General features: G+C 38.9%; 9 protein-coding genes and 1 other RNA gene. 2 read left to right on the top strand and 8 right to left on the bottom strand.

Translation table 11 applies throughout. From position 1 onward, the window contains the following. Positions 1-46 precede the first annotated feature (46 nt). The 8 genes from AC1RFD_RS02685 to AC1RFD_RS02650 all read right to left on the bottom strand — a co-directional run bounded on the left by AC1RFD_RS02685 (position 47) and on the right by AC1RFD_RS02650 (position 8,711). The gene (locus AC1RFD_RS02685; protein ID WP_048389991.1) at positions 47-1,183 is read right to left on the bottom strand and encodes a THUMP domain-containing class I SAM-dependent RNA methyltransferase; all 1,137 of its coding nucleotides are present in this window, start codon (positions 1,181-1,183) and stop codon (positions 47-49) included. A gap of 3 nt (positions 1,184-1,186) precedes the next feature. Further along, positions 1,187-2,932 (bottom strand): GGDEF domain-containing phosphodiesterase, encoded by a 1,746-nt coding sequence (locus tag AC1RFD_RS02680; protein ID WP_054550770.1) that lies wholly within the window; start codon positions 2,930-2,932, stop codon positions 1,187-1,189. A 483-nt stretch (positions 2,933-3,415) separates the two neighbouring features. Further along, positions 3,416-3,796: RNase P RNA component class B (rnpB, locus tag AC1RFD_RS02675), an RNA gene on the bottom strand. A gap of 60 nt (positions 3,797-3,856) precedes the next feature. Continuing rightward, entirely contained in the window at positions 3,857-4,153 is a 297-nt protein-coding gene (gene gpsB, locus AC1RFD_RS02670) for a cell division regulator GpsB (RefSeq protein ID WP_004269307.1), read from the bottom strand. 121 nt (positions 4,154-4,274) lie between these two features. Next, positions 4,275-5,522: a ribonuclease H-like domain-containing protein gene (locus AC1RFD_RS02665; RefSeq protein ID WP_492474466.1), complete on the bottom strand. Its 1,248-nt coding sequence runs from the start codon at positions 5,520-5,522 to the stop codon at positions 4,275-4,277. Positions 5,523-5,680: 158 nt separating this feature from the next. Next, a complete protein-coding gene (locus AC1RFD_RS02660) occupies positions 5,681-7,948 on the bottom strand; it encodes a DEAD/DEAH box helicase (protein ID WP_066037669.1) in 2,268 nt (755 codons plus the stop codon). Continuing rightward, entirely contained in the window at positions 7,923-8,306 is a 384-nt protein-coding gene (locus AC1RFD_RS02655; protein ID WP_054550767.1) for a YppE family protein, read from the bottom strand. The genes AC1RFD_RS02660 and AC1RFD_RS02655 overlap by 26 nt, the downstream gene beginning before the upstream one ends. A 207-nt stretch (positions 8,307-8,513) precedes the next feature. Further along, positions 8,514-8,711 carry a hypothetical protein gene (locus AC1RFD_RS02650; protein ID WP_004225568.1) on the bottom strand — a complete coding sequence of 66 codons (198 nt, stop codon included), beginning with the start codon at positions 8,709-8,711 and terminating at the stop codon, positions 8,514-8,516. A 380-nt stretch (positions 8,712-9,091) separates the two neighbouring features. Between AC1RFD_RS02650 and recU the strand changes: the two genes are divergently transcribed. Both recU and AC1RFD_RS02640 read left to right on the top strand, forming a co-directional pair. Then, complete coding sequence (gene recU / locus AC1RFD_RS02645; RefSeq protein WP_048389981.1) at positions 9,092-9,736, top strand: Holliday junction resolvase RecU; 645 nt, start codon at positions 9,092-9,094, stop codon at positions 9,734-9,736. Positions 9,737-9,738: 2 nt separating this feature from the next. Beyond that, positions 9,739-12,417: a PBP1A family penicillin-binding protein gene (locus AC1RFD_RS02640; protein WP_492474465.1), complete on the top strand. Its 2,679-nt coding sequence runs from the start codon at positions 9,739-9,741 to the stop codon at positions 12,415-12,417. The last annotated feature ends 62 nt before the right edge of the window (positions 12,418-12,479 follow it).

The raw sequence follows: 12,479 nt of genomic DNA, 5'->3' as shown, positions 1-12,479 counted from the left end.
GACGAAACGGAAGATAAGAAAAAATCTTATCTTCCGTTACTATTCGTTAATCTCTTTTAGACTTTTGACCCCAGAACTGATAATAATTTGTTTCAATAAAACCATTAAATAATTTACGTTTTTTCGTCGCTTGGCGTCCATATAATTCTTCAAAATTCTTCATGGAGGATAGCATATATACAGACCAAGTTGGATAGTTTTTCATGACCTTCCCAACATCGCGAATCACCTGTTCCACGACTTCCACATCACCAATACGCTCTCCGTACGGCGGGTTCCCAATCATGACACCATCCGTTAACTGTGTTGTAAAATCACGTGCTTGCATCTGCTTAAACGTGATTAACTCTCCAAAGCCTGCTTCCATTGCGTTTTCTTGCGCAATGCTGACCATACGGTGATCAATATCGGAACCAATAATTTCTAACGGCTGATCATAGTTCGCTAAACTATCTGCTTCATCACGAACCGTATCCCAGATTGCAGCTTTCATCCATGGCCATTCCTCAGAAATAAATTCTCGGTTATAGCCTGGAGCTATATTTTGTCCAAACATCGCCGCTTCCAATGCAATAGTACCAGAGCCACAGAATGGGTCAACAAACGGGCGATTTGGATTCCATTTTGAAATTTGTACAAGTGCAGCTGCTAATGTTTCTTTTAATGGTGCCTCACCTTGAGCCTGACGATAGCCACGCTTATGTAGGCCAGCTCCAGATGTATCAATCGTTAGTGTCGCCACATCTTTTAAAATTGAAACCTCAATTTTGTAAGTCGCTCCAGATTCATCTAAAAAGCCAAGACGCTTATAATGCTGTTTCATTCGCTCAACGATTGCTTTTTTGGTAATGGCTTGACAATCAGGTACACTAAATAATTTCGATTTTACGGACTTTCCTGAAACAGGAAAAGCAGCGTCCACTGGTAAATACTTCTCCCAAGGGAGTGCCTTTACACTTTCAAATAATTGTTCGAACGATTTTGCTGGGAATTGCCCAACAACAATCTTTACACGATCCGCTACACGTAGCCATAGATTGGTACGCGCAATCGCCGTTTCATCACCTTCAAAATATACTTTGCCATTGTCAACGGTTGTTTCATAGCCAAGTGCTTTTACTTCTTGTGCCACAATAGCTTCTAAGCCCATTGCTGACGTAGCTACTAATTGATAGTTTGCCATAGATTATTTCCTTCCTTGATGCTCAATTTCCCAATACTCCATAAACTCCATCAATTCGTTTAACGGGAGTGGTTTGCTGTAATAATAGCCTTGGATAATATCACAGTTCATTTTACGTAGTATATCCACTTGTTGTGCTTGTTCTACACCTTCAGCAACAACTTTCATTTTTAAGCGATGGGACATTTGAATAATCGCATCTACAACTGCCTGTTTTTCATCGAGTGATCCAATATGCTGGATAAAGCTACGATCAATTTTTAAACAATCTAATGGGAAGCGAACCAAATAGCTTAAGGATGAATAGCCAGTCCCAAAATCATCGATTGAGATTTTAAAGCCTAATTGTTTTAAACGAACCAATTTACTAACTGTCTCATTGGCACTGTTCATCACCGTTCGCTCTGTCACTTCTATTTCAAAATTGTTAGCTGGCATATTATAGCGCTCTAATATTGTTTGTATCGACTCCAAAAAATTCTGCTGTTTAAAGTGAATGCTCGAGATATTAATGGCGACAGGTGTTTTCCAACCATATTGTTGCATTTGAATGACTGCCTCACATGCTTTTTCGATAATAAGCTCACTTAATGGAATGATTAGACCTGTATCCTCCGCATAAGTGATAAACTCAGCAGGCGAAACAAAGCCTAGCCTCTCGCTATTCCAGCGGACTAGTGCTTCTAAACCTTGAATCTGCTCATTTTCCATAGAAATCTTTGGCTGAAAATGTAGCTCAAATTCACGGTTTTCTATTGCTCTTCTTAACTCAGAATCTAGCAATAGCACTCGTTGTGCGTCGGTTTGCAGTTCATCAAAATAGAAGGAATAGCCGTTTAATTCATTCTTTTTTGAATAAGTCATCGCTCTATCTGCACAATTGATCAGTTCTTCTGTGTTTTTACTATCAACTGGATAAACGCTAATACCAATACTTGTAGAAATAAAAACTTCCTGATCATTTATCATCATTGGCTGTTCAATACTACTAATAATTTGTTCAGCAAATTTTGCAGCCTCTTTCACATTTTTCACATTGGTTAATGTAATGACGAATTCATCTCCGCCATATCTTGCAATAATATCTTTATTTTTCAGTAATTTTTTTAGTCGATTTGCTACTTCTATTAAAATTGAATCTCCAACAGCATGGCCTAATGTATCATTAATTTGCTTAAATCGATCCAAATCTAAGAAATAGATCGCATGCTGCACTGAATGAGAAATAGCAGAAGTCGATTCCAAGAGATTATCCATTCTTTCGATATAGGCAAAACGATTGGATACATCTGTTAATGAATCCGTGAGCAAACGCTTTTCTAATTCATTTTCTACTATTTTTCTTTCAGACAAATCTGTGAAAATACCACAGTAATTTGTAACCTCACCCTCATCGTTGGTTACACAAACAATTGTTAACCATTCAGGATATACGTCTCCAGTTTTACGACGATTCCATATCTCACCTTGCCAAATGCCTTCTTGTCGTATCTGCTCCCACATCTCTAAATAGAACGGCAATTCATGTACACCAGATTGTAAAACGGCTGGCGTTTTTCCAACCACATCATCACATGTATAGCCTGTCACAAATTCAAAGGCAGGATTAACCATTACTATTTTTTTGTATTCATCAGTAATCATGATACCTTCAGATACATTTTCGAAGATTTTAAGTATTAAGGAAGTCGGATATTTAGATATCAGTTTCAGTTTATCCGTACTTTCCCAATTGTTTACTCCGTTCATGTTTCCGCTCCATCCTATCTCTCTATACTCCCTCTCAGAAGGGCATTTACGTCAGGCCAACCACTATGTAATCTATTACGCTCGGTGTAATTGTCACTGACGCTTCTCTTTCGTGTAATGAATGCGTCCAGATTTTTCGAATTTGCTCGAAAAGCGCCTCAAGTAAATCTATGACAATCGCCGAAGGCATTCTCTTGATAAACAGGTAACCATACACCTAAACTGATAAACCATTTATAGAGATGGTTGTTATACCTGGCGTTTGCTTACAATACAAGTATGTGAGCAGTCAAGATCAATACATCACATTGATGCGATAACCGTTTTCAGATGTTGTGACTTAGAAGCGGTAGCGATACTTCTCAAACGTATAGCGCATACCAAGACTTGATTAACAAGGTTACTTTTTCCTCATGAATTCAAAATAAAAGCTCTCCACCGAATTGGAGAGCGCTTGTTATTTCGTAGATAAGCATCAAAAAATTCCATAAGCCATGTTTTGTTCCCGAGTACTCAAACAGCTTGCGCCTCGTACGATCAGGTGGTAATCATCTATCTACAGAGCAAACTCTGTCCCTCTATCCGTTCAATTCCTTCTAGAGAGTGCCCCTACCATAATTTGGGTTTCTCACTCGTGGGGTTTACCTCGTTCCACCTTGCAAGTTTCCAAGCAAGCTTCGTCACTGTGGCACTTTCAGGAAGTGTCAACCATATCCAGAGGACTTAGGTTTTCCTTCCGCCGTCAGCCTTAATAGCTGCCTTACCTTATTTTTTCAGTAAGCACGAACACTACGGTCATCTCAGAACCGTGCGAGCATGGACTTTCCTCTACGACGTCTAGCGCCGCAGCGATTACCAGAATTTCGTGATGATACGAAAGATTATACTAGAGTTTTATGTTAAATACAATATAATTGACTAAATTTATTCGTACAGCTTGCTACCAAATACATGTTTTTCTAAATTAGAAAGACGTTTTAAAATATCAAAATTCGTTGTACCAGCTGCCGCTGAAGCAACCGGTTGTCTCTTAGGTGTGCTTTCAATTTCTTCTTTTAACTGTCTATTTTCTTCACGTAGTTGGGCCACCACTTTTTCAAACGTTTCATAGTCTTGAATAATTTCATCAAGAAAAGAATCTACTTCTTCTACATTGTAGCCTTTAAAGTTCTTTTTAAATTCCTTTTCAAGGATCATTTTTGACGTTAATTTAATGTCCATTCACATCGCCCTTCCTCACACTACATACACGAATACATTATAGCATACTTCATCACATTATATCGTCTGAAAATACTAATTGTAAGGCTAAACTTGTCGTTTCACGCGCTTACCCACGAATTTATTTCTTATTTCCTAATCTGTGTAGTCTCTTTTCCCAAGAAATTTCCCATTTTTGTTTTTGTTCTGCTCTCCATTGCCCATTATTTCGAATGAGACTTATGCCTTCTTGCGTATAATAAAGGGCCTGCTCATAATCCTTCATTTTGTGCTCATAAAGTATGGCTAGCTGCTCAAGGGCATGTAACTTTGTTCTTGCTTCAACAAAATGAAGGGAGGCCACGAATGAGTCAATAGCTTCACTATAGCGTTTATTCTTCTTGTGCTGTAAAGCTAAATAATATTGAGCATGGCCCGCTTCTAGCGCATCAAATTTTGATGTCACCTTTTCTAAAATCCTCACACTTTGTGTGCTTTCTCTTAAATCACCATACCATTTCCCAATGTTGGTGAAAGTTTTTGCTGATTCTTCATGGTCCTGCTCGAACAATAAATACGTAGAATGACTATACAGTGTGATAAGTGATAGTAAATCCCACTCATTATGATGCAAAATCTTTATAAGAGCATCTGGAATGCCACTTTTTACTGCATCCAAATAAATAATAGGTGCGAGATGGCCTGGAATATCCCCTTTACGCGAAAAACCAAGCTTTTCTTCCTCGACAGATTTTAATTTTAAACGCTCCATATCATTTTTCCATAAACGCTTCGAACTATGCAACAAATCGATCTGTCGCTGAGAACGTAATTTTGGTAAGGTTTTTTGATGCAATGTCCATCGTGTTTCAAGCTGTGGCCAATCAAAGCTTTTCCCATTATAGGTAATCACAGTAGCTGACTTTTGCCAAAGCTTGGATTCAAATAAGAAGGCTGCTTCATGTGCAGGATCTGCCATAATATATTGTGTGAGGATAAAGGATTCTTCAGCTACTTCTAAAAATCCAAGCAAAAAAATATGGGTCCCAACACCCTTTAAACCTGTTGTTTCCGTGTCAAAAAATAAGACGGATTCTTCCATATCTAGCGCATAAGGATGATCAAACTCAGCATCTTGCCATTTTTTCAGGGCTTCAAAGAATGATTGCAGTTGATAATGTCCATGCTGATAGCTAAACGGATAGCTTACTTGACGCTTAAATACGATGCCGAAATCATTTTCAACAACCGTTAGTCCCGCCTGTTTCCATTGCTCTGTATAGCTTGGCCTAGCAGGCTTTTGGAACGCTGGTTCTTCAACTTTTTTGGCGGACATCGGTTTTTTTCCCAGCATTTTTTTCATTTGTAATATTTTATTTTCGTAAGACATGAATTTCACTCATTTTCTGCTTATTGTATAAGACATCTCTCTTGCAAGAGTAACATGATTGTTAACCTCATTCAAAATATTCTTCGAGGAAAATCGATTTACCATGAATACAAACAAGAGGGTGAAAGAACATATTGGCGTTCCTCACCCTCTGTTTACTATGCCATTAATTGTTGCAGTAATTTAGCTACCTTTCCTTTTGTTTGGAGCAATGATTCTTGTGCCCCAATACAGGAAGGACAGCCTGATTCACATGCACAATTTGTAACATGCTCATATGTTTTCATGATTAGCTCTTCCCATAGTTCATATACCTTTTCACTTAAACCGATGCCACCAGGATACTTATCATAGACAAAAAACGTTGGCCGCTCATTATGTGTGGCCTTCACCTGTGGTACAACGGCTACATCGCTACTATCACATTGAATAAACAAAGGAATGAAGGCATTCATCGCGTAGGCTACCCCAGTCATAGCATCTGTTAGCTCTTCCTCTGTCCATTTATCAGGTGCTGTAAACGATAGCCACGAAGCACTTGTATGCATTTCATCAGGTGGTAAATGTATAGGTCCTGAGCCAATATTGTCATGTGTGCCGAAGCGTATTTTCTTGAAAATCGTTGCTTGTGCAACTAAGCCAACATCGCCAAAGCAGATTGTACCACCTGCATATGAACGGTTACGATCTTCCTCTAAAACTTTCATTTCAACTGCTAGATTGGCATCTGTATAGTAATCAACATCTACTTCACGTACGTAGGCTTTCTTTTCTTCCCAGTCAAGCTTCTCTACTTGGAACTGAATGCCTTGGTGCAAGTAAATGGCTTCTTCATGCAAGAGTGTCATGGCACTATGACGATCCATTTCACCAATAACCTTTGTCTGTGCAGGAATGGTAAGATCAATAATGACTACATTTTCTTGTGACGCTGAACGTAAGCTAATATCATGCGCCGGGAAACGATCACTCATCCAATGCCATTTATCACTCGTCTTAAAAACTACCCCTTCTTCTGCTAAATACTCCAGCAATTCTTGTATGTCATATTCTCCATACGTATCGCCTGTTGAAAAAGGTAGCTCGAAGGCAGCACATTTCAAATGATCCATTAAAATCAGCATATTTTCTGGATAAATACGTGCTTCCTCTGGTGTACTGCCTAGTAAAAATAGTGGATGATTGACTACATACTGGTCCAATGCGGAAGATTGCGCAACATAAATAATCAATGCCTCATCCTGACGTCTCCCTGCACGTCCTGCTTGCTGCCAAGCACTCGCAATATTTCCTGGGTAACCTGTCATAATACATGCTTGTAATTGACCAATATCGACACCTAATTCTAATGCATTGGTGCTAACTACTGTCTGGATTGTCCCATCACGTAAGCCTTTTTCGATGACACGTCGTTCAGATGGCAGATACCCACCTCGATAGCCACGTACAGATTCATCGAGCAGCTTATTACGTGTAAGTTCCTTTAAATAGGTTACAATCATTTCTACTCGTACCCTACTTTTGGCAAAAATAATGGATTGAATGCCAGCCGTGTACAACCTCTTAGCTAAATCACTTACCTCTAATACAGCACTTCTACGCACGCCAAATGTTTTATGAATAATTGGCGGATTGTAAAAAAGAAAGGTTTTCTTACCAACTGGAGCACCCGAATCAGCAATGAGCATGTGAGATTCATTCGTTAGTAGCTCAGCAAGCTCTTTAGGATTTTTTATGGTAGCCGATGTACAAATAAACACTGGTTTACTCCCATAAAATTCACAAATTCTTTTTAATCTCCGAATAACATGCGCCACATGGGAACCAAACACACCTTTGTATGTATGCAATTCATCAATCACAATATATTGTAGATTCTCAAAAAGTGAAACCCATTTTGTATGATGCGGCAAAATCCCCGAATGAAGCATATCAGGATTCGTCATCACGATATGCCCTGCCTTACGAACCTTTTGGCGAATGCCTGGAGCCGTATCTCCATCATAGGTATAGCTTAAAATCTCCTCACCGCTTTGCTCAATGAGCTCATTCAAATCATTTTTCTGGTCCTGTGCCAGTGCCTTTGTTGGAAATAAATAAATGGCACGTGCATTTTTATCCTCCATTATTTTTTGTAGCACTGGCAGATGATAGCAATAGGATTTACCTGAAGCAGTTGGCGTAACCGCTGTAAAAGATGTACCACTCTGTGCCAAATCAAATGCCTCTCGCTGATGTGTATAAAGCTGCTCAATCCCTCTTGTCTGTAAGGCTTTCACTAAAGAAGGATGTAAATTCCTGGGAAATGGTGCATAGTTCGCTGGACGCCCCTCTAATGTTTGCCAGTGCAGGATACGCTCTTTAAGTTCTTCATCATATCTCCACTCATGTAAAAGCTCACTAATCGTTCGTTTCTTCGATAGCATCCTTTTCTCCCTCCTTAACTAATCGTTCAAATATTTTCAAAGTATAGGAAGTAGAATGTATGGCATCTAAAAAACGTTTTTTACTTGTTTCTTTATAAAAAGATTGCACAACAAATTGCTCCATCGATTCAACGACTGAAGCAATTTGTTGCGTATGCATGTATTTTGGTCGATTTTTTTGAATCCATTTATTGGCTTCTTGCTGCCATACCTTTAAAAGTTGATGAATTTCATCTGCATGTGGCTTTACCTCTTGAAAAAAATCAGGTGTTCGATCTTCCTCACGCATTTGCCAAAAACGTGAAACGCACTGATCACATTCATCTATTAATTTGGATGTTTGCTGGATAACTAACAATTTTGCACCTCATCTCTCAACAATTATACATAGCAAATATATTTCGTAGTGACGGCATATACATGCTGAGTATGTTTTGTTCAGCTCGTCATCTATGGAAATATCACTGTTTATGACACCTATTTACCACACCTTTATGGAAAATAATGTATCAATCTTCATGCTATTGCGTTAGTTCAATTGCTTATAAGATAAGTGTACCAAAGTCTATGATTTTTCACTACTAATAGGCGAACAAGCATTCTTTACTTGCCAGTTCTTTTCTGCTAAGCTTACTTTCTGGCTAACCGCTTTAAGTTGCATAAAAAAATGCAAACTATGAGCATTGTTTTCCAATGACACTCTCGTGAAAAGTAATTGATTGACCAGATCTAACTGCGCAACTAATTGTTCTAACTTGTTCAAAATAACGCCTCCTTTGCTTTACTTTAGTATTCCTCGTATGTATAGAATTACCTTCAGGCGTGACAAAATAAGCGTAAGTTAGCTGAAAGAAGAAGATTTTCGATAAAATTTTAATAGTGAACCTCTGACCAAAAAAATCGTCATGAATGAAAGGTTGCTGTGTGAGTATATTTTCATCCCAATGACCTATTTAAATTTATCAGTTATTTTGACGATTCTAGTAATAATAAAGCTGGCGATTTTTCGACGCAAATTATTCATACGTACCATTTGTTTTCTACTATTCTAGTAACAATTTCATGAATGATGGAGGTAGAGAACAGCTATTATATCATGGTAAACTAGTGGATAGAAAAGCAGTAAGGTAAAGGGTGAGTTTAATGACAATTCGTTATCCAAACGGGAAATTGTATACCCCAAATGCTTCTGTACAGAAAACAGAAAAAAAGAGCAAAAGCAAAGATTTATCTTTTAGTAATCGCGGGAAGACGCTAGAAGATGAAATTAATGAAGCAAACGACTATTATATAAAAAGGCGACTTGCTATCATTCATAAGAAACCTGTTCCTGTGCAAATCGTCAAAGTAGAGTACCCTTCACGAAGTGCTGCTGTCATTCGTGAAGCTTATTTTCGAACACCCTCTACAACCGACTACAATGGTGTTTGGAATGGGCATTATATAGATTTTGATGCAAAGGAAACGGCTTCCAAAACAAGTTTCCCCTTAAAAAATATTCATGAGCATCAAATGACACATATGCAGCAAGTGACGGAACAAAATGGTGTGGCTTTTATTATCGTTCGTTTTTCTGCTTTTGAACGATATTTTATTGTGCCATACAAAGTTTTACAAAAGGCCTGGCAAGCAATGGAAAATGGCAATCGTAAATCGATACCCTTTTCGATCATCGAAGAAGAGGCATATGAAATTCCCACGAGCTATTATCCGCGTATCGATTATTTACCTATCATCCAACAATTGATTGATGCAAAATGCTACGGGTCTGAAAGTGAGGAGAAATAAGAATGACTGAACGTCGTCGAACACGTGGAGAGCATCAAAAAGCTCTCGCTGAAAAAAATAAAAAGAAAAAAACGAAACCAGCCTCATCCGCTAAGACATGGTTTAAACGCATTTTATTAACTGTCTTAGCCATCGGTGTAGCAGGCTTAATTGGAGGAGGTGCATTATTTGCCTTCTATGCAAGCACGGCTCCTGAGCTCGATGAAGAATTATTGAAAGATCCTGTTTCTTCAGAGTTCTACGATAAAAACGGTGAATTATTTGCAACAATCGGTGCTGAAAACCGTAAATATATAAAATATGAAGATATACCTGAAGATATGATCAATGCTATTCTGGCTACAGAAGATGTACGCTTTTTTGAGCATCATGGTATGGATTTTTATCGTCTAGGCGGTGCAATCCTTGCAAACTTCCGTGATGGCTTTGGTGCGCAAGGTGCATCAACTTTAACACAGCAAGTAGTCAAAAACTCATTTTTACAAAACGAGAAGAAATTAAAGCGTAAAGCACAGGAAGCATGGCTTGCCTTCCAATTAGAGCGTAAGTATACGAAAGAAGAAATTTTTGAAATGTACTTCAACAAAATGCTTATGTCAGGTCGTATCTATGGCTTCGGCACAGCCTCACAATACTTCTATGGTAAAGAATTAAAAGATTTAACTTTAGATGAAGAAGCACTATTAGCAGGGCTAGTGCAACGACCAAATGCGTATAATCCATTAAAAAACCCTGAGCTTGCAAAAAAACGACGTAATACCGTTTTAGGATTAATGTATCAACACGGAAAAATTTCTAAAGCCGAAATGGAAGAAGCCAAAAAAGCAGAAGTTCAATCAGGTTTAGCGGATGATGCAACACGCCAATCATTTGCAGGTTCCAAATATGATGCCTTCCTGGATATTGTTATTAATGAATTAGAAAATAATGGTGACGGTTCGGCAATGGCAGAAGGAATCAAAGTCTATACGACGCTTGATCCAAATGCTCAACAAGTTGTAGAAAATGTGATGAATGATGATAGTAATTTCCCAACTGAAGATATTCAGTCAGGTGTGGCGGTCGTTGATACAAAAACAGGTGCCATTCAAGCCGTTGGTGGCGGTCGTAAATATGGTGCAGAACGTGGCTGGAATTATGCCGAGGACTTAACAAATAATCAACCAGGTTCCACAATGAAACCGTTAGTCGACTATGGGCCAGCAATTGAATATTTAAAATGGTCTACAGGTCAAACACTTGTCGACGAACCAATGAACTATACAGGTACAAAGCAAACAATCACAAACTGGGATGGCAGATATATGGGTGCCATGACTGCACGTAAAGCATTATATGCTTCACGGAACGTTCCAGCTGTCAAAGCATTACAGGAGGTTGGCACAGAAAAAGCCAAGGAATTTGTTGGACGTTTAGGAATTGAAACAGAAAACCTCTATGAGTCCGATGCAATTGGCGGTGGTGCTATTACTATCTCTCCTATTCAAATGGCAGCTTCCTATGCTGCTTTCGGTAATAACGGGGTCTACACAGATCCACATTCGATTACAAAAATTGTCTATCGAGATGGTAAAACGTCTAAAAACTATACACCTGAGTCTAAAGTGGCTATGAATGATTATACGGCTTACATGGTAACAGACATGCTACGTGATGTAGTCGGCAATAAGCCTGATGCCTCAGGAACTGCAGCCAATGTGCCTGGCTTAGATATCGCAGGTAAAACAGGTACAACTAACTATTCAGCAGAAGACTTTAACAAATATAATTTACCGAATACAAGTGTACCAGATTCATGGTTTGCTGGTTACACAACTAACTATTCCATCGCTATATGGAGTGGCTATGAAAAACACTTTGATCCAATTACAACGTGGGAAGAACGTCGATTACCACAAAACTTATTTAAGACGATTATGCAAGAAATTTCAGCGAATGTTGAGACAGCTAGCTTTAAAAAGCCAAGTACTGTTGTAGAAGCAACGGTGGAAGTAGGCTCTAATCCTTTAAGATTGGCAAGTGACTATACACCTAGCGAACTACGTCAAACAGAGTTATTCGTTCGCGGGACTGAACCAACAGAGGTTTCTGAGGTCTATGAGGCGCCAGAGCTATCTACACCTTATAATGTTTCAGCAAACTTAGATTTAGGAGCACAGTCGATCAATATTTCTTGGGAACATGATGCCATCCTAAATCCAGAAACCGATGAACCATTACCAACTTCATTTGAAGTTTCTGCCACACGTGAAGGTGGAGAAACGGTTGTCCTTGGCACAGCAGACACGAAAGGCTTAACTGTTGCTAACACGCTTGAAGATGGTAACTATACAATCTCTGTCGTAGCCATTGTAGATGGCACACGCAGTGAGCCTGGGACAACTACCTTCCAGATCACAACTACCCCTGAGGAAGATTTGGAAACGGAAGATCCAGATGAACCAGATATTGATTTACCGATTGATCCTGGTCAAGAGGATAATGATCAAGGTAATAACAATAATGGTAATGGCGACAACGGTAATAACAACAATAATAATGGTAATAACGGGCATGGAAATGGCAATGGGCATGGAAATAACGGCAATGGTGGAAACAATGGCAATAATGATGGAAATCAGCAGCCAACACCTCCTACCGAGCCTACCAACCCAAATGAAGAAGACCAAAGCTCAGAATAAAGAAAAAAACCGAGAAGCAGTTCATTCACTGCTTCTCGGTTTTTTGTTTTTTTATTGATGAA

Source organism: Lysinibacillus sp. GW823-FHT02G10, assembly GCF_058797135.1.
This window is presented reverse-complemented; position numbering and strand designations above follow the sequence as displayed.